Raw genomic sequence first — 16,677 nt, forward strand, 5'->3', positions numbered from 1 at the left:
CGGGAAAATCCGGCCCGTCCGAGCGGGCAGATCCAGCCCGTCCGACGATTGAGGACACGCCCCCTACGCCCTTCGGGCGTGGAGGAAGCCCCGGAGGACGTACCGGGGGCCCGGGGTTTGCCCCCGGGTACGGCACGAGGCGGGCAGGACCCCTACAGCCGCTGAATGATCGTGCCCGTCGCCAGCGCCCCGCCCGCGCACATGGCGATCAGCGCGAACTCCTTGTCCCTGCGCTCCAGTTCATGCAGGGCCGTGGTGATCAGCCGCGCCCCGGTCGCTCCCACCGGATGCCCGAGCGCGATCGCGCCACCGTTGACATTGACCTTCTCCAGGTCCTGCTCGAAGACCTGCGCCCAGCTCAGCACCACAGACGCGAACGCCTCGTTGATCTCCACCAGATCGATGTCCTTGAGCGACATTCCTGCCTTGCCGAGCACGGCACGCGTGGCGTCGATCGGCCCGTCGAGGTGGTAGTGCGGGTCCGCGCCGACCAGCGCCTGCGCGACGATCCGGGCCCGCGGCCTCAGCTTCAGAGCGCGCGCCATCCGCTTGGACGCCCACATGATCGCGGCCGCACCATCGGATATCTGCGAGGAGTTGCCGGCGGTGTGCACGGCCGTCGGCATGACCGGCTTCAGCCTTGCCAGCGCTTCCATACTGGTGTCCCGCAGTCCCTCGTCCCGGTCGACGAGCCGCCACATCCCCTGCCCGGCGGCCTGCTCCTCCTCCGTGGTGGGCACTTGCACGGCGAACGTCTCACGCTTGAAGCGCTCCTCGGCCCACGCCACAGCGGCCCGCTCCTGTGACAGCAGCCCCAGGGAGTCGACCCGTTCACGCGTCAGCCCGCGGTTGCGCGCGATGCGCTCGGCCGCTTCGAACTGGTTGGGCAGATCCACGTTCCACTCGTCGGGGAACGGCTTGCCCGGCCCGTGCTTGGAGCCGCTCCCCAGCGGCACCCGCGACATCGCCTCGACGCCGCAGCTGATGCCCACGTCGATGACACCGGCCGCGATCATGTTCGCGGCCATATGGCTCGCCTGCTGCGAAGAACCGCACTGGCAGTCCACGGTCGTGGCCGCGGTCTCGTACGGAAGCCCCATCGCCAGCCAGGCGTTGCGCGCGGGGTTCATGGACTGTTCGCCGGCGTGGGTGACCGTGCCGCCAACCACCTGCTCGACGCAGTCGGCGTGGATGCCGGTGCGGCCGAGAAGTTCGCGATAGGTCTCGCCCAGCAGATAGGCGGGATGGAGGTTGGCAAGCGCGCCTGAGCGCTTGCCGATGGGGGTGCGTACGGCTTCGACGATGACGGGTTCCGCGGCCATGAGCTCGTCCTCTCCTCGCACAGCCGCTGAGCGTCCCGGCGCTCCCACGGCCGAACTAGTACGCGTTCTAGTTCTCATAGCAGTCTTATGAGTGCTACCCCCGGTACGCAAGAGCCTTGCACGCCCCCGCTGCCCCCCTACCGGCAACAGATCCCGCCGCGACCCTTGCCACTTGTAGAACTCGTTACTACCTTTCGGTCAACTTCTGATGGGTCGTCAGACAAGCCGTGTCACCACCCCGTGACCACCTCGGTCACCGACACCACCGCCAGACCTGGAGTTGACCTTGAAGCTGCCGAAGGACTGCCCCCATGTGCCCGAAGGGTTCGACTTCACCGATCCCGACCTGCTCCAAGCCCGCGTCCCCCACCCGGAGTTCGCCCGGATGCGGCAGACCGCCCCGGTCTGGTGGTGCAGCCAGCCGGCCGGCATCTCCGGCTTCCAGGACGAGGGCTACTGGGCCGTCACCCGGCACGCCGACGTCAAGCATGTCTCCACCCACCCCGAACTCTTCTCCTCCAACACCAACACCGCGGTCATCCGCTTCAAGGAGTCGATCAGCCGCGACCAGATCGAGGTCCAGAAGCTGATCATGCTCAACATGGACCCGCCGGAGCACACCCGTGTCCGCCAGATCGTCCAGCGCGGATTCACCCCGCGGGCGATCCGGTCCCTGGAATCGGCCCTGCGCGGCCGCGCCCGCTCCATCGTGGAGACCGCGCCGGCCGGCGCGAAGGACGACGGCAGCTTCGACTTCGTCACCAACATCGCGGTGGAACTCCCGCTCCAGGCGATCGCGGAACTCATCGGCGTACCGCAGGAGGACCGCACGAAGATCTTCGACTGGTCCAACAAGATGGCGGCATACGACGACCCGGAGTACGCGATCACCGAGGAGATCGGCGCCGAGGCGGCGATGGAGATCGTCGCGTACTCGATGAATCTGGCCGCGGCCCGCAAGGAGTGTCCGGCCAAGGACATCGTGTCCCAACTGGTCGCGGCGGAGCACGAAGGCAACCTCTCCAACGACGAGTTCGGCTTCTTCGTGATCCTGCTGGCGGTCGCGGGCAATGAGACGACGAGGAACGCGATCAGCCACGGCATGCACGCCTTTCTCACGCATCCCGGGCAGTGGGAGCTCTACAAGCGGGACCGGCCGGAGACGGCTGCGGAGGAGATCGTGCGCTGGGCGACGCCCGTGGTCTCCTTCCAGCGCACCGCCACGCAGGATCTGGAGCTGGGCGGCCGGCAGATCAAGAAGGGGGACCGGGTCGGGATCTTCTACTCCTCCGCCAACAACGACCCCGAAGTCTTCGACGAGCCCGAGCAGTTCGACATCACCCGCGACCCGAACCCGCACCTCGGCTTCGGCGGCGGAGGCCCGCACTTCTGCCTCGGCAAGTCCCTTGCCGTGATGGAGATCAACCTGATCTTCAACGCGATAGCGGACGTCCTGCCGGATCTGCGGCTGGCCGGCGACCCGCGGCGGCTGCGCTCGGCCTGGCTCAACGGCATCAAGGAGCTCCGGGTCAGCCACGGCTGACCCGGTCCGCCGTGGGAGGCAGGGGCCAACAACCCCCCCGCCACGCCCCTGCCTCCCGCCGGTCAGCGCAGAGAGTCGACGAACGCGACGAAGGCGGTACGCGAGACGCGGAAGGGCTGGCGGGAGAGGTCCTTGGAGTCGCGTACGGCGACAGCGTGGGGGGCCTCGGCGATCTCGACGCAGGAACCGCCGGTGTCGGAGCTGTAGCTCGACTTACGCCAGGCGGCGCCGTTGAGGGGGGCGCACTCGACGCACTCGCCGCCAGTGCTGCCGCTGTAGCTGGACTTACGCCACTGTGCGCCGGTCAGATCAGGGGTGCTCCCCATAGCGTTCCTCCATCACGTGCCGGATCAGCTCCGCCGAATCCCTCAGGGGAAGGGCGGCTGCTTGCAGCTGATCGTAACGGAGTGAATGTGACCTGGCCTCATGCGGATTCGCCGTTGGATGGCCGGTGACGTAGTCCTCGGTGTAGACGATCGCCGGATCGCTGTCGAACCGGAACACCGTGAACGACCCCAGCGAACCGGCGTGGGCGCCAGCCGCGAAAGGCAACACCTGGATGTTCACCCTGCGGCTGTCCACGCAGGACAACAAGTGAGCCAATTGGCAGCGCATCACCTCGGCACCGCCAACCTCCTGGTGGAGCACGGACTCACCGACGACGACCCACAGGAACGGTGGCTCGTCCTTCTGCAGGATGCGCTGACGCTGCAGTCGGGCCGCCACCAGACCATCGAGGTCGTCCGGCAACTCGACACCGAGCACCGCCCGGGCGTACGCCTCCGTCTGCAGAAGGCCATGAACGAGCTGCGCCTGGAACGCGTAGATCTCCGTGGCTCGCGCCTCCAGCTCCGCGATCTGCTGAAACCAGGACGGCAGTTGGCTGCGCAACACCAGATCCAGCAACCGGGACAGCATCCCGCCCGTGCCCAGCGCCGCATCCACCCGCTCGCTGAACTCCGCCGTCGGCAACTTCCGCGCCGTCTCGATCTGGCCGACCAGCGACCCCGTGTAGCTGATGATCTCGCCCAACTGCTTCTGCGTGAGGCCGACCGCCTCCCGGTAACGACGCAACTCGTAGCCGTAGTAGTCGAGCGGCGACGCACTCGGGTCGAGGACGTTGACTTGGCTCATGGCGGGCATCCCCTCGTTCAACTCCACCAATGGCAGGGCAGGTTGTAGCCGACCCGTAGCCGAGAGTAGTCAACGGTCGCCACGCTCGTACCAGGAACGATGACATTTCGGCCGCCTGAGTGGCGGAAAGGTGCCCGCAGGCGGATCCTGGCCTGAACGCGACGATCCACCCCCAGGGGGTACGGGGACGACCCGTACTCCCTGGGGCGCGCGTGCTACTTCGGCGCGACCGGGACAGGCTCCTCCGCGGGCTCATCCACGCGCGCGTCCGCTCTCGCCCCCGGTACCGCCCCCGCCGGCACCCGCAGCTGCCGCCGGCCCGCCAGCAGGTACGTCAGGCCGAAGCCCGCGCCCACCACCGCCGCGCCGCCCGCCGCGTCCAGTACCCAGTGGTTGGCCGTGGCCACGATCGCGCAGACAGTGAAGAGCGGGTGGAGCAGGCCGAGGAGCTTCATCCACAGCTTCGGCGCGAGGAGCAGGACAATCAGTCCGCACCACAGCGACCAGCCGAAATGCAGCGACGGCATCGCCGCGTACTGGTTGGTGACCGCCGTCATCGCCCCGTAGTCCGGGTTGGCGAGGTCCTGCGGGCCGTGCACCGTGTCGATGAATTCCATGCGCGGCATCAGTCGCGGCGGGGCCAGCGGGTACAGCCAGAAGCCGAGCAGTGCCAGCAGCGTCGCGAAGGCGAGCGACGAGCGCGCCCAGCGGTAGTCGGCGGGGCGGCGGACGTACAGCACACCGAGGATGGCCAGCGGCACCACGAAGTGGAAGGACGTGTAGTAGAAGTTGAAGAAGGCCTCGACCCACTCGGCCTTCACCACCGCGTGGTTGACCCAGTGCTCGACGTCGATGCCGAGCGCCTGCTCGGCGGAGATGATCTGCCGGCCGTGCTCCTCGGCCGCCGTCACGCCGCCGGTGGCGGCGGCGCGGATGTGCGAGTAGACGGAGTAGCCGACCCGTATCACCAGCAGTTCGAGCAGCAGGTTCGGGCGGCTGAGCACACGCCGCCAGAACGGCAGCAGCGGCACCCGGCTCCAGCGGGCAGGGAGCGGCAGGGCGTACTCGGTCGGCACCGGCCGCCGGAAGTACGGCGAGGTACAGGGCAGGAACGGCACCGCGACCGCCGCGGCCAGCGCCGCGATCAGCAGGACGTTGTCGCGTACGGGATGGAGCAGCGCCATATTGGGCAGCAGCATCGTGCCCGGCAGTGTGATCGCGAGGATCACCAGGACGGGCCACAGCATGCGGTCCGAGGCGCGCTTGCCGACTCGGCCGACGACCGCGAGGAGCACCCACAGCAGCTGGTGCTGCCAGGCGGTGGGCGAGACGGCGACGGCCACACAGCCGGTCAGGGCGACGGCGAGGAGCAGCTGTCCGTCCTGGGCGTAGCGGACGGCACGGCGCAGGCCGAAGAAACAGACCGCGGCCGCGAGCGCGACATAGAGCGCGATCTCGAGCGGGCCCGCCAGGCCGAGACGGAGAAGCGCGCCGTGCAGTGACTGGTTGGCCAGGCTGTCCGGGCGGGCGCCGAGCCCGGCGCCGGCGACATGGTGCACCCAGTACGTCCAGGAGTCGCGGGGCAGCGCGGCCCAGGCGAGCACCGAGGAGGCGGCGAAGGTGGCCGCCGAGGTGACGGCGGCGCGTCTGCGGCCGGTGAACCAGAGCAGCGGCGCGAAGAGCAGCACCGTCGGCTGGAGCGCCGCGCCGAAGCCGATCAGCACGCCGGACGGCCTCTCGCCGCGCACGGCGAAGCAGCCGAGCAGCACCAGCAGGACCGGGATGATGCTGGTCTGCCCCAGGTAGAAACTGTTGCGCACGGGCAGCGAGAGCATCAGCAGGCTGATGGCGATGGGCGCGGCGAGCAGTCCGCTGCGGCGCGAAACGGGCCCCGGCAGAGCGCGGGCGACGACCAGGCCGAGCATGACGACGAGCAGCAGTGTGCCGAAGGTCCAGGCGATGCCGAGCGCCTGCTCGGCGGCCCGGGTCAGTGGCTTCAGTACGAGTCCGGCAAACGGCGTACCGGTGAACCTGTCGGAGTCGTACAGCGAGCCCTTCATATGCAGGACGCCGTTCTCGCCGATCCAGGTCTCCAGGTCGGTGAGCCGTTCACCGGGCGGCTGCCGGAGCACTGCCGCTGCCTGCCGTACCGCGAGGACGGCCGCCACGAGCCACAGGGCGGCCCTGGCCGCGCCCATCCTCGTATCCGTCGTCGCACTTCCGTGCACGCTGTGCTCCGCGTTCGCCACGTCGCGCCGCGCCTCCCCACGTTCTGTGTTCCTGGACAACGTTCTGTGTGCCGGGTCCTGCGTGTCAGGGCCGCTCCGGATTCCGTGTCCGGGCCGCTCCGGATTCATAGAGCCTCGCACTGCCCCATGAAGGAGACTCAGGCAACCCCCTCTTCGCCTGACTGTCACCATGTTTTGACCGGATATCTCGTTCGACGACACCGGAACCGCGAGGTCCGCGGCGCCGTCACAGGAGGCATGCGGGGGAACATACAAGACAGGACAGCGGCGCGCGCGCCACACGGACAGCGGCTTCTGATGGTGGTGCTCGCTCTGCTCGCGCTGCAGCTCGGATCGCTGATCAGCCCTGCGTACGCCTGCGGATGCGGCGCGATGGTGCCGGACAAGCAGTCGCACATGTCCGTCAACCGGGAGACGTCGGTGGTCGGTTGGGACGGCCGTACGGAGCAGATCCTGATGCGCTTCACGGTCGACGGAAACGCTCCCAAGGCTGCTTGGATCATGCCGGTGCCGAGCCGTGCGACGGTCGAGCTCGGCGACAGCGCACTCTTCGACGAGCTCGAGACGATCATCGCGCCGGAGCACCGGACGCGACACTACTTCTGGCCGCGCGGCCACGACTGGCCCTTCTCATCGGGTTCCGCCGACTCCGCGGGCGCACCGGCCCCCGCGGCGGGTGCGCCGGCGGTGGGTGTGGTCGGCCGCGAGCGCCTCGGCGACTTCGATGTCGCACGGCTGACGGCGACCGATCCCGGCGCGCTGCGCGGCTGGCTGGAGCGGAACGGCTTCGAGCTGCCGGACGGCCTCGCCGGCGCGCTGAAGCCGTACGTCGAGCAGAAGTGGGAGTACGTGGCGGTGCGCCTGGCCCCCGATGCGGAGGGCTCCGTGCTGCGCGGCACGCTCGACCCGCTGCGGCTGCGCTTCGCCAGCGACGGGCTCATCTACCCGATGCGGCTGTCGCGGCTGGCCAGGACCGCGCAGTCACTGGGTCTGTTCGTGCTGGCGCCGCACCGGATGGAGCCGCGCGGCTCGATCGGCGGGAACACGCCGGAGGTTACGTACGCGGGGAAGGTGGAGGCGAGCGGGGCGCTCGGCGCGTTCACCGGCGGCGGCGAGACCTTCCTGACGGCGCTGGACCAGGAGTTTCCGGAGCCCAAGCGGATCGACGGCGACCATGAACTGCGCGCCACGGACAAGGACACCCCCTTCCGGCGGGTGGTGTACGAAAACAGGCTGTTGACGGTGGCCGGTGTCCCGGCGTGGCTGCTGACGGTCGGCGGGGCTCTGGCGGTTCTCGCGGCAGTGGTGCTCGTGCGCGTACGGGCACGGCGGCGGAGGCCGGTCGTACCTCCTCCGGCAATCCAAGTGCCGCCACCGATCGCCTGAAATAGGTTGGGGCGTATGACCCAGGAGAACCAGGAACGGTGGAACGCCGTAGACCGCTTTATCACCGACCTCCTCGTCCGGGACGACGAAGCGCTGACCGCCGCGCTCGCGTCGAGCGATGCGGCCGGCCTGCCTGCCATCGCTGTCGCCCCGAACCAGGGCAAGCTGCTGTATCTGCTGGCCCAGCTGCAGGGCGCGCGCACGGTGCTCGAGATCGGCACGCTGGGCGGCTACAGCACGATCTGGCTGGCCAGGGCACTGCCCGAGGGAGGCAGGCTGATCTCGCTGGAGTACAACCCGGCGCACGCGGAGGTGGCCCGAGCGAATCTCGCCCACGCGGGCCTCGACAAGATCGCGGAGGTCAGGACGGGCGCGGCGCTGGAGATTCTGCCGAAGCTGGCGGCGGAACCGGGCGCGGGCCCGTTCGACCTGATCTTCATCGACGCGGACAAGGAGAACAACCCGCGCTACGTGGAATGGGCGCTGAAACTGAGCCGCCCGGGCAGCGTGATCATCGTCGACAACGCGGTGCGGGGCGGGGCGGTGGTGGACGCGGACAACACGCATCCGGCCATCGTGGGCACGCGGGAGATGTACGAACTGGTGGCACGGGAGCCGCGGCTGAGCGCGACGGCGGTACAGACGGTGGGCACGAAGGGGTACGACGGATTGCTGGTGGCGCGCGTGGTGGCCTGAGGGTGGGGCGGGTGGTCGCGGCGGTCGGTGCCCGGCCGTCCGGCCCGACCGCCTGCACGACCGCCTGCACGACTGCCTGCCCGACTGCCCTGCCCGCGAAGAGCGGGACGCGGCCTGTGTCCCCAACCCGCCCCGTGCGTCATGCCGGTGAGCGCAGGCCGTGCGGCAAGATGGCGGCATGAGCATTGTGAAGATCAACGTCCTGACCGTCCCGGCCGAGCAGCGCGAGGTGCTGGAGAAGCGCTTCGCGTCCCGCGCGGGCTCGGTGGAGAACTCCGACGGCTTCGAGTGGTTCGAGCTGCTGCGCCCCGTGGAGGGGACCGACGAATACCTCGTCTACACGCGCTGGCGCGACGAGGCCGCTTTCCAGGCCTGGATGGAGGGCTCGATGAAGGCCTCCCACGGCGCGGGCCAGGGCGGCCCGGGCAGCGGCGAAGGCGGCGAGCGTCCCAAGCCCGCCGCCTCCGGGTCCACGCTGTGGTCGTTCGAGGTGGTCCAGCAGGCCGCCCCGAAGGCCTGAGGCCGAAGCCGGAGGGCCGGGCCCAACACCCGGGCCTCCGGCCACGATCTAGATCTGCAGCAGCCGCTCCGTCACCTCGCGGTACGCGCGCAGGGCGACCCGCAGCTCCTCCGTGTCCGCCTCCACCGGGCGGCGCTCCTTCCCGCCGTCCCAGTCGGCGCGGAGAGCCTGGCGCCGTTCGGTGAGGGCGGTCGTGATGCGGTCGGCGGTGTCCTCCAGTATCGCGGCGGCCTCCTCGACCGCATGCCGCGGCCCGTCGACAAAACCGCCGAGGGACTGCTGCAGTCGCAGCGTCAGCTTGTCGCGCTCGTCCTGCGGGATCAGCTGCCGCGACGGGCTCTCGTCGCGGGACTCACGGACCTCATCACGCTCGAAGTGCTCAAGATACTCAGGGCCCTCGAGACGTTCGAGGTGTTCGGCCCGCTCGGGTGCCTCGGCCCGCTCGGGTGCCTCGGCCCGCTCAGGTGCCTCGGCCCGCGCTGGTGACTGGACCCGCTCAGGTGTCTCGGCATGTACAGGTGTCGGTGCACGCTCAGGTGTCGGTGCACGCTCAGGTGTCGGTGCACGCTCCGCTTCGTACGTCATCAGGCGCCACTCCCCTTCGGCTTCAGCAGATGCCCGCGACCGGCGCGCCCCACCGCACCGGCCCGGTGCGGGCGGGTGTCCTCGGCGGCGCGGGTGTGGAGCAGGGCCTCGAAGAGCGCCCGGCTCTCGACCATCGCCTCGCGCAGCTCCTCCGTGCTCGACTGTGCGCGCGCCGCGCGGTGCATCCGGCGGTAGCCACCAACGTGTTGCGCGTGGTGCACGGAGAGCGCGGCGAGCTGCTCCTCGTGCTGTGCGGCCTCGGGGAAGCCCCGCTCCCCCGCCAGCCGCGCCAGCAGCTCGTCCGCCTCGGCGACGGCCTCGGCCGGCGAGTCGACGAAGCGCTCCTGGAGACCGGCCCACTTGGCGACGTACAGCTCACGTGTCTCGTTCGCCAGCGGCTGCGGCTTCATGTCGCCGTGGCGCTTGACGCGCTCGTCCAGTTCACGTTCCGCCGCTTTGGTGTCGCCGTCGTGGCGGGTGAGGACCAGGTCGTACTCGGGGCCGAACCGCCGCTTCAGACCCCGCCGGCCGCCTCCCCTGCCCGGACCGGCGTAGAGCACGGCGACGACGACGATCGCGAACACCGCTACCAGAGCGATGACGATCAGGACTGTGGACATAACTGCCTTCCCTGTTCACGATTCGGTGTGTTCGACTCGGTTGAGGGGCCCTCCTGAAGGCGGGTTGCCCGGAATTCGTTGGCCAAACGGCCCGCCCCTCCGGTACAGAGATCGCCATGACCACCTGGACCCTGGCCCCCGAAGCGTTCGACTCCTCCGACGCGAGCGCCCTGCGGCGCGAGTACTACGACGAGGTCGCGAGCCGCTACTGGCAGCGCCCCGCGACCACCGAGGAGATCGACCAGGGGCTCAGCGGCGACGGCGCCGAGCAACTCACGCCGCCCACCGGCCAGTTCGTCGTCGGGCGGTACGGCACCAAGGCCGCGGCCTGCGGCGGGGTGCTGATGCTGGACGCCGAGCGGGCAGAGCTCACGCGCGTCTTTCTGCGCCGCGCCTTCCGCGGCAGGAGAGGCGCCGCAATCCTGCTGGAGACGCTGGAGAGCGAGGCGCGCAAGCTGGGCGCCCGGCGGATGGTCCTCAACACCCGGCTCGATCTGATCGAGGCACGGAAGCTCTACGTCCGGAACGGTTACGCCGAGATCCCGGCGTACTGCTCGGGTCCGTACATGGATATCTGGTACGGCAAGGAACTCTGACCGGCCCCGGGCACCCGGAGCTGTGAGCCGACCCGGAGCTGTGAGCCGCCCGGGAGCTCAGGCCGCGTGGTCCCGCTTCGGCGGCGGACTGTACGGCCGCTCGGCGTCCGACCCGCACAGCTCCGCGTTCAGCTCCTCCACCAGCTGCACCAGATCGGTCGGCCGCTCCGGCGCCCACCAGTCGCCCAGCAGCTCCGAGAGGGACTCCTCGCGCGCCTTCGCGAGCCGTACGGCCACCTCGACGCCCGGGTCGGTGAGGATCAGCTGCAGCCCCTCTCGGCGGGCGAGCCCCCGCTCCTCCACCTGCCGGGCCGCGTCGGTGATGATGTGCAGTGGTACGGGGGTGGCGTCGGCGAGCAGGGCCGGCTCGACCGTGCCGTGGCGCCTGATCCGCAGCAGCAGCCAACTGGCCTCGGGCAGCAGGTCGTACCCCGCCTTCGCGCCGATCTTCTCGTAGATCTGGCGCCGTCCCTCGCGCGAGCCCAGCACCGAGAGGGCCCGGGCCACCTCATCGTGAGAGGAGCGCTCGACCGGGTTGGAGGCGAGCGTCTGACTGGTATCGGGCGCGGTGACCGAGCCGCGCAGCTTGTCCTCCTTGAGGAACCAGGCGATGAGGAAGGCGAGCATCACGACGGGCACGCCGTACAGGAAGACATCGGTGATGGCCGAGGAGTACGCATGGATCACCGACGGGCGCAGCGCGGGCGGCAGTTGAGCGATGGAGCGCGGGTCGTCGGCCAGTTGCGCGGCTCCGACGCCGGACGTCCCCGGCCGTCCGGCGAGCGCTTCGGCGAGTTTGTCCTGGAGCCGCCCGGCGAAGATCGTGCCGAAGATGGCGACGCCGAACGAGGCTCCGATGGAGCGGAAGAAGGTCGCGCCGGAGGTGGCGACGCCCAGGTCCGCGTAGCTGACCGCGTTCTGGACGACCAGCACGAGCACCTGCATGACCAGGCCGAGACCGGCACCGAAGACGAAGAAGCACGCGCTCATCTCCCAGGTGGAGCTGGTCTCCGAGAGCTGGTGGAGCAGTACGAGGCCGATGGCGGTGACACCGGTGCCCGCGATGGGGAAGACCTTCCAGCGGCCGGTGCGGCTGACGATCTGGCCGGAGCCCGTGGAGGTGAGCAGCATGCCGAGCACCATCGGCAGCATGTGCACACCGGACAGGGTCGGTGTGATGCCGTGGACGACCTGCAGGAACGTTGGCAGATAGGTCAACGCCCCGAACATCGCGAAGCCGACGATGAAGCTGATGACGGCGACGAGCGTGAAGGTGCGGATCCGGAAGAGTCTGAGCGGCAGTACGGGTTCGGCGGCGCCCCGCTCGACGTACACGAAAGCGACCAGGAGTACGGCTCCGAGGACGGCGAGCGCGATGATCTGCGCCGAGCCCCACGCCCAGGTGGTGCCGCCGAGGGAGGCGACCAGGATCAGGCAGGTGGCGACGGCGGCGATGAGGAAGGTGCCGAGGTAGTCGATGGTGTGCCTGGTCCGCCGTACGGGGATGTGCAGTACGGCAGCGATGACGAGCAGCGCGACGACGCCGACCGGCAGGTTGATGTAGAAGACCCAGCGCCAGCTGAGGTGTTGGGTGAAGAAGCCGCCGAGCAGCGGGCCGAGGACGCTGGAGGCGCCGAAGACCGCGCCGAACAGGCCCTGGTACTTGCCTCGTTCGCGCGGCGAGACGATATCGCCGACGATCGCCATCGACAGCACGATCAGTCCGCCGCCGCCGAGTCCCTGCAGAGCGCGGAAGCCGATGAGCTGAGGCATGTTCTGGGCGATGCCACAGAGCGCGGAGCCGACGAGGAAGATGGCGATGGCGGTCTGGAACAGCTTCTTCCGGCCGTACTGGTCACCGAGCTTGCCCCACAGGGGGGTGGCAGCGGTCGCGGCCAGCAGGTACGCGGTGACCACCCACGAAAGGTGCTCCAGGCCGCCGAGTTCACTGACGATGGTCGGCAACGCGGTGGCGACGATGGTCTGGTCGAGGGCGGCGAGCAGCAGACCCAGCAGCAGTGCACCGATGGCGACCATGACGGTCTGCCGTTTCTGGCCCTCACCCGGGGCCGGACTCACGGCCGGTGTGCTCACTTCCTGGGACATGGCGATCACCTCGGTTCCGCTTCCGGGCCCGACCCGCCGCCCGTTCTCGGACATTCTCCATCCTGATCGGTCTGCCCGGATATGGCCTGCCGAGCGGCCCCAGGGGCCGTTGGGCCGTCGCGGCGGGCGCTGCATAATCGCTGGCAGCTATTGGGGAGGGAACCTGCCATGACCGGACACATGTGTCCTGAATGCGGTGAGCCGCCGGGTGCCGGCGGCAGAGCCGGTCCGGGGTGCCACTGCGCGGAGCGTGCCGCGGGCACGCCGGGGGCGGAGCGGCAGCCGGGCCTCGCGTCGCCGGGGCACTTCGATCCGCTCCGCATACGGCCCTATGTGACCTTGCGGAGCGTGGACGAGGGCGGTACCGGGGGCGGAGGGGAGCCCGGCCCGGCGACGGTCCCGCTGATGCTGCCGTACGTGGTGGATCCGGCGGCGGGCGACGAGCCGCACGCGCTCGTTTCCGTGGACCTCACCCCGGCTCGGCACCGCCGCCCACGGCGGCGGAACACCGGGCTCATGGTGGTCGCGGCGGCGATTGCGGTGGCCGGGACCGCGGCGGTCGCCTCAGGGCTCTTCTCCGGGGGCAACGAGCGCGAGAAGGCGCTGCCGGACAGGGAGACAAGCATGCCGAGCATTGCCGTCCTGCCGGACGGGCCCTCTTCGTCGCCGAGCCGGTCCGCATCCGTGTCCGGCCAGGCGTCGGCTTCCCCGTCCGGTACGGCCTCGGCGGCGCGGTTCGCGCCGCGTGCGTCCGCCGGCTTGTCCGGCCCCGCGGCCCCGGCGGCGGCGCCCTCGTCGGCGTCGTCCACGTCGGCGTCGGCCACCGGCTCGACGCCCCAGGCTACGAGCTGGCGGACATCGGACACGCTGCGGAGCGGGGACAGCGGGCCTGAGGTCACGGAGCTCCAGCAGCGGCTGGCCGAGGCGTCGCTGTACACGGGCCCGATGGACGGCACGTACAGCGAGAGCGTCGAGGACGCGGTGCGGGCCTTCCAGCGGGACCGGCACGTCAGGGGCGATCCCAGAGGCGCGTACGGCCCGAACACCCGCCGCGCGCTGGAGTCCGAAACCCAGGAGCCCTGACGGGCTATGGCGCACACGGCGTCGGCGGCGGACCGTGAGGTGATGAAGAGGTCCTGGCTCCTGCTCGCCCTGCCCGTACTTCCGCTGATCCTGATCTCCGGGTTGCTGCTGCGCCGTCGCGCGGAGGGACGCGGCGGCCCCGGCGGTGGTCCGCCGTCCGCCGGAGTGCGCGAACCGCGCCGCCCGAAGCCTTCTCCGCCGGCCGCCGCGGTGGCGCTGCACGCGGTCCCCTGAACCGGGGCCGGGTGGACCGGGGCGTCCCGCGGACCGGGGCCGGGTGGACCGGGGCGTCCCGCGGACCGGGGCCGGGTGGCGCTACCCGCGCCAGTTTTGTATCGTGAAGAAACAAAGTGGTTCCGCCCGTATTCCCTGACCGGCGGGCGGAGCCACTTGTTTCTCTTCTCCCGCGCCCTGGAGTACGCCGATGCCGGCAGCCACCCCGTCCGTTCTGAGCGCCCACGCCCTCCTGCTGGACATGGACGGCACCATCGTCAACTCGGATGCCGTGGTCGAGCGCTGCTGGCGACTCTGGTCGACCGAGCACGGCCTGGACCCGGAAGAGGCGCTCAAGGTCGTCCACGGCCGACAGGGCTTCGCCACCATGGCGGTACTCCTCCCGGACCGCCCCATGGAGCAGAACTACGCCGACAACCGCGTGATGCTCGCCCAGGAGACCGCGGACATCGACGGCGTGGTCCCCGTCGCGGGCGCCGCCGCCTTCATGGCCGCCGTCGCCCGGCTGCCGCACGCCCTGGTGACCTCGGCGGACGAGGCACTCGCCCAGGCCCGGATGACCGCCGCCGGTCTGCCGATGCCGCGGATCCGGGTCACCGCCGAGCGCGTCGGCGCGAGCAAGCCGGACCCTGAAGGCTTCCTCAAGGGCGCGGCCGAGCTGGGCTTCCACCCGGCGGACTGCATCGCCTTCGAGGACTCCGAGGCGGGCATTCATGCAGCCCGCGCGGCGGGTATGCGCGTGGTGGGCGTGGGCCCCCGCGCGGCGGCCCTCTCCCCGGACGCCCATGTCCCGGACCTCACGCACCTGACCGTGACCGAGTGCCCTGACGGCACCATCGAACTGCGGGTGGCACCCCCGGCGGCCTGACAGCCCAGTCCTCAGGCTCGGCGGCGCGAGCCAACAGCGGCGCCAACCACGGCGCGAGCCAACAGCGCGCGAGTCGATGAGGGAGCGCGCGTCAGGGAGCGAGCGCCTCGAAGAGGCTGAAGCCGGCCAGCGCCAGCATCAGACAGGCCGCGACCTTCGTGATCAGCCGCAGCGGTACGTACTTCATCAGCGTCCGGCCGCCCAGGATGCCCATGCCCGCGACCGCCCACAGCGCCAGCACCGCGCCGACGCCCACCGACAGCGGGCTGTCGTAGCGGGCGGCGAGGTTGGCGGTCATGACCTGGGTCAGATCGCCGAACTCCGCGACCAGGATGAGCATGAAGCCCGCCCCCGAGACCTTCCAGAAGGACTGGTCCGCCGGGGCCTTGATGTTCTCCTCGTCCCCGTCGCCCTTCTTCATGAGCAGCAACAACGCGCCCGCCAGGAAGAGGAGGCCGACCACCGCCTGCACCAGCCGGTGCGGCAGCAGAGTCAGTACGCTGCCGGCCGCGACCGCGAGCGCGACATGGACGGCGAAGGCGGCCGCGACGCCCGCGAAGACGTACGAGGCGCGGTAGCGGGTGCCGAGCATGAGACCGGCGAGCGCGGTCTTGTCGGGGAGTTCGGCGAGGAAGACGACGCCGAAGGTGATCGCCATGACGGTGAAGCTGATCACGGGTGGGAGTCCTCAATCGGTCGGGGCGCGGCCCTGCCGAGAAGTCCTGAATGTTCAGGGGTCGCTTCGGCACGGCAGCGCCATGAATGTGTACATGGGCACTGCGGCCGAAGGTCTCGCCGGCGGGCCTCGACGAGGCCGCCTCCGGGCGCCGGCCGGGCACGAGGCCCAGCAGTATGTCGACGTTCCGGCGAAGAGCTACTCCCCTTCTGCTCGGTCCAGGGTACGGGATACGGCCGTCAGGCCGTATCCCGGTAGAGCCGCCCCCGCGCCACCAGTTCCAGCACCACCGACACCGACACGGCTTGCACCGCCATCAGCGCGACCAGCACAAACAGCTGCACGGCCCCCGCCAGCACGGGTGATGCCCCGCCCAGCAGCATGCCGACGAACGCGCCCGGCAGTGTGACAACCCCCACGGTCCTGGTCTGGTCGAGGCCCGGCACCAGCGCGTCGGACGCCGGACTCCGCGCCACCTCGAGCCGGGCGTCACGGTCGAGCAGCCCGAGCGCCATCCCCGCCTCCACCTCGCCCCGCCGCAGTCCCAGCTCGTCCAGCGCCCTGCGCCCGGCGAGCACGGTCGCGGTGAGCCCGCCGCCGATGAGGATGCCTGTCACCGGGATCAGCGCGATGCCTTTCAGCGGCACCAGGCCCGTGAGCAGCAGCGCGGCGACGACGGGCACGACGCCCGCGGCGATCGGCAGCCAGGCCCACCACCAGGTCCGGTTCCCGGTGATGCGCCGGCCCGCCGTCCATACGGCTACGGCGTACATCAGCAGCAGAAAGCCGAGCAGCAGCGGTACGGAACGGACCACCCATCCGATCACCAGGGAGACGGCCGCGAGTTGGACCGCCGCCCTTACGCCCGCGACGACGATCTCGCGGGCCCGCCCGAGGTGGGCGACCGCGGCCACCGTCGCCGCGACCACCAGCAGGACGGCCAGCACGACCCCGAAAGTGACATTGACCGTCAGCAGCACCAGACAACCCTACGCCGCGGCCCGGTATGTGTCGGTGCGTCAGAACACTTGATCTGACGTGCCCATGTCGCCACCCTGT

General features: G+C 70.2%; 18 protein-coding genes. 8 read left to right on the top strand and 10 right to left on the bottom strand.

Features of this window, described 5'->3' with window-relative positions; translation table 11 throughout:
* Positions 1 to 152 precede the first annotated feature (152 nt).
* On the bottom strand, positions 153 to 1,322 hold the full coding sequence (locus OG966_RS12575; protein ID WP_326649659.1) for a steroid 3-ketoacyl-CoA thiolase: 1,170 nt from the start codon (positions 1,320 to 1,322) through the stop codon (positions 153 to 155).
* A 286-nt stretch (positions 1,323 to 1,608) separates the two neighbouring features.
* Here OG966_RS12575 and OG966_RS12580 point away from each other — a divergent pair, with 286 nt between their 5' ends.
* Complete coding sequence (locus OG966_RS12580) at positions 1,609 to 2,865, top strand: cytochrome P450 (protein WP_326649660.1); 1,257 nt, start codon at positions 1,609 to 1,611, stop codon at positions 2,863 to 2,865.
* 62 nt (positions 2,866 to 2,927) lie between these two features.
* On the opposite strand, the gene OG966_RS12585 is transcribed toward OG966_RS12580, so the two are convergent.
* From OG966_RS12585 to OG966_RS12595, 3 genes are all read right to left on the bottom strand, one after another.
* Positions 2,928 to 3,191, bottom strand: coding sequence for a DUF397 domain-containing protein (locus OG966_RS12585; RefSeq protein WP_326649661.1), 264 nt, complete (start codon positions 3,189 to 3,191; stop codon positions 2,928 to 2,930).
* Entirely contained in the window at positions 3,175 to 3,999 is an 825-nt protein-coding gene (locus OG966_RS12590; protein ID WP_326649663.1) for a helix-turn-helix domain-containing protein, read from the bottom strand. Before OG966_RS12590 ends, OG966_RS12585 begins: the two co-directional genes overlap by 17 nt.
* A gap of 215 nt (positions 4,000 to 4,214) precedes the next feature.
* On the bottom strand, positions 4,215 to 6,197 hold the full coding sequence (locus OG966_RS12595) for a bifunctional glycosyltransferase 87/phosphatase PAP2 family protein (protein WP_326655175.1): 1,983 nt from the start codon (positions 6,195 to 6,197) through the stop codon (positions 4,215 to 4,217).
* Positions 6,198 to 6,545: 348 nt separating this feature from the next.
* On the opposite strand from OG966_RS12595, the gene OG966_RS12600 reads away from it, so the two are divergent.
* From OG966_RS12600 to OG966_RS12610, 3 genes are all read left to right on the top strand, one after another.
* Positions 6,546 to 7,634 (top strand): DUF2330 domain-containing protein, encoded by a 1,089-nt coding sequence (locus tag OG966_RS12600; protein ID WP_326649664.1) that lies wholly within the window; start codon positions 6,546 to 6,548, stop codon positions 7,632 to 7,634.
* A 15-nt stretch (positions 7,635 to 7,649) separates the two neighbouring features.
* Positions 7,650 to 8,330 (top strand): O-methyltransferase, encoded by a 681-nt coding sequence (locus OG966_RS12605; protein ID WP_326649665.1) that lies wholly within the window; start codon positions 7,650 to 7,652, stop codon positions 8,328 to 8,330.
* Positions 8,331 to 8,508: 178 nt separating this feature from the next.
* Complete coding sequence (locus tag OG966_RS12610) at positions 8,509 to 8,850, top strand: antibiotic biosynthesis monooxygenase family protein (protein ID WP_326649666.1); 342 nt, start codon at positions 8,509 to 8,511, stop codon at positions 8,848 to 8,850.
* A 48-nt stretch (positions 8,851 to 8,898) separates the two neighbouring features.
* On the opposite strand, the gene OG966_RS12615 is transcribed toward OG966_RS12610, so the two are convergent.
* Together OG966_RS12615 and OG966_RS12620 are read right to left on the bottom strand one after the other, a co-directional pair.
* Positions 8,899 to 9,435: a hypothetical protein gene (locus tag OG966_RS12615; protein ID WP_326649667.1), complete on the bottom strand. Its 537-nt coding sequence runs from the start codon at positions 9,433 to 9,435 to the stop codon at positions 8,899 to 8,901.
* On the bottom strand, positions 9,435 to 10,055 hold the full coding sequence (locus tag OG966_RS12620; RefSeq protein ID WP_326649669.1) for a hypothetical protein: 621 nt from the start codon (positions 10,053 to 10,055) through the stop codon (positions 9,435 to 9,437). Before OG966_RS12620 ends, OG966_RS12615 begins: the two co-directional genes overlap by 1 nt.
* Before the next feature lie 116 nt (positions 10,056 to 10,171).
* On the opposite strand from OG966_RS12620, the gene OG966_RS12625 reads away from it, so the two are divergent.
* Entirely contained in the window at positions 10,172 to 10,651 is a 480-nt protein-coding gene (locus tag OG966_RS12625; protein WP_326649670.1) for a GNAT family N-acetyltransferase, read from the top strand.
* Between the two features lie 57 nt (positions 10,652 to 10,708).
* Here OG966_RS12625 and OG966_RS12630 read toward each other — a convergent pair whose 3' ends face one another.
* Complete coding sequence (locus OG966_RS12630; protein WP_326649671.1) at positions 10,709 to 12,757, bottom strand: MDR family MFS transporter; 2,049 nt, start codon at positions 12,755 to 12,757, stop codon at positions 10,709 to 10,711.
* A gap of 329 nt (positions 12,758 to 13,086) precedes the next feature.
* Complete coding sequence (locus OG966_RS12635) at positions 13,087 to 13,623, bottom strand: hypothetical protein (protein WP_326655573.1); 537 nt, start codon at positions 13,621 to 13,623, stop codon at positions 13,087 to 13,089.
* Between OG966_RS12635 and OG966_RS12640 the strand changes: the two genes are divergently transcribed.
* The 3 genes from OG966_RS12640 (at position 13,517) to OG966_RS12650 (ending at position 14,942) form a co-directional block, all read left to right on the top strand.
* On the top strand, positions 13,517 to 13,840 hold the full coding sequence (locus OG966_RS12640) for a peptidoglycan-binding domain-containing protein (RefSeq protein ID WP_326655176.1): 324 nt from the start codon (positions 13,517 to 13,519) through the stop codon (positions 13,838 to 13,840). The genes OG966_RS12635 and OG966_RS12640 overlap by 107 nt on opposite strands.
* A 6-nt stretch (positions 13,841 to 13,846) precedes the next feature.
* Positions 13,847 to 14,074 carry a hypothetical protein gene (locus OG966_RS12645; RefSeq protein WP_326649672.1) on the top strand — a complete coding sequence of 76 codons (228 nt, stop codon included), beginning with the start codon at positions 13,847 to 13,849 and terminating at the stop codon, positions 14,072 to 14,074.
* A gap of 190 nt (positions 14,075 to 14,264) precedes the next feature.
* A complete protein-coding gene (locus tag OG966_RS12650) occupies positions 14,265 to 14,942 on the top strand; it encodes an HAD-IA family hydrolase (RefSeq protein WP_326649673.1) in 678 nt (225 codons plus the stop codon).
* Positions 14,943 to 15,033: 91 nt separating this feature from the next.
* On the opposite strand, the gene OG966_RS12655 is transcribed toward OG966_RS12650, so the two are convergent.
* Both OG966_RS12655 and OG966_RS12660 read right to left on the bottom strand, forming a co-directional pair.
* Positions 15,034 to 15,618 (bottom strand): TMEM165/GDT1 family protein, encoded by a 585-nt coding sequence (locus OG966_RS12655; protein ID WP_326649674.1) that lies wholly within the window; start codon positions 15,616 to 15,618, stop codon positions 15,034 to 15,036.
* A gap of 239 nt (positions 15,619 to 15,857) precedes the next feature.
* Positions 15,858 to 16,598 (bottom strand): ABC transporter permease, encoded by a 741-nt coding sequence (locus OG966_RS12660; protein WP_326649675.1) that lies wholly within the window; start codon positions 16,596 to 16,598, stop codon positions 15,858 to 15,860.
* Between the last annotated feature and the right edge of the window lie 79 nt (positions 16,599 to 16,677).

Origin of the sequence: Streptomyces sp. NBC_01750 (assembly GCF_035918095.1) — a bacterium.
Lineage (GTDB): Bacteria > Actinomycetota > Actinomycetes > Streptomycetales > Streptomycetaceae > Streptomyces.

What these genes read in the sequence shown, in the direction of transcription:
- OG966_RS12575 (WP_326649659.1), bottom strand. Translation starts at nt 1,322, where the DNA reads ATGGCCGCGGAACCCGTCATCGTCGAAGCCGTACGCACCCCCATCGGC.
- OG966_RS12585 (WP_326649661.1), bottom strand. Translation starts at nt 3,191, where the DNA reads ATGGGGAGCACCCCTGATCTGACCGGCGCACAGTGGCGTAAGTCCAGC.
- OG966_RS12590 (WP_326649663.1), bottom strand. Translation starts at nt 3,999, where the DNA reads ATGAGCCAAGTCAACGTCCTCGACCCGAGTGCGTCGCCGCTCGACTAC.
- OG966_RS12595 (WP_326655175.1), bottom strand. Translation starts at nt 6,197, where the DNA reads ATGGGCGCGGCCAGGGCCGCCCTGTGGCTCGTGGCGGCCGTCCTCGCG.
- OG966_RS12600 (WP_326649664.1), top strand. Translation starts at nt 6,546, where the DNA reads ATGGTGGTGCTCGCTCTGCTCGCGCTGCAGCTCGGATCGCTGATCAGC.
- OG966_RS12605 (WP_326649665.1), top strand. Translation starts at nt 7,650, where the DNA reads ATGACCCAGGAGAACCAGGAACGGTGGAACGCCGTAGACCGCTTTATC.
- OG966_RS12610 (WP_326649666.1), top strand. Translation starts at nt 8,509, where the DNA reads ATGAGCATTGTGAAGATCAACGTCCTGACCGTCCCGGCCGAGCAGCGC.
- OG966_RS12615 (WP_326649667.1), bottom strand. Translation starts at nt 9,435, where the DNA reads ATGACGTACGAAGCGGAGCGTGCACCGACACCTGAGCGTGCACCGACA.
- OG966_RS12620 (WP_326649669.1), bottom strand. Translation starts at nt 10,055, where the DNA reads ATGTCCACAGTCCTGATCGTCATCGCTCTGGTAGCGGTGTTCGCGATC.
- OG966_RS12625 (WP_326649670.1), top strand. Translation starts at nt 10,172, where the DNA reads ATGACCACCTGGACCCTGGCCCCCGAAGCGTTCGACTCCTCCGACGCG.
- OG966_RS12630 (WP_326649671.1), bottom strand. Translation starts at nt 12,757, where the DNA reads ATGTCCCAGGAAGTGAGCACACCGGCCGTGAGTCCGGCCCCGGGTGAG.
- OG966_RS12645 (WP_326649672.1), top strand. Translation starts at nt 13,847, where the DNA reads ATGGCGCACACGGCGTCGGCGGCGGACCGTGAGGTGATGAAGAGGTCC.
- OG966_RS12650 (WP_326649673.1), top strand. Translation starts at nt 14,265, where the DNA reads ATGCCGGCAGCCACCCCGTCCGTTCTGAGCGCCCACGCCCTCCTGCTG.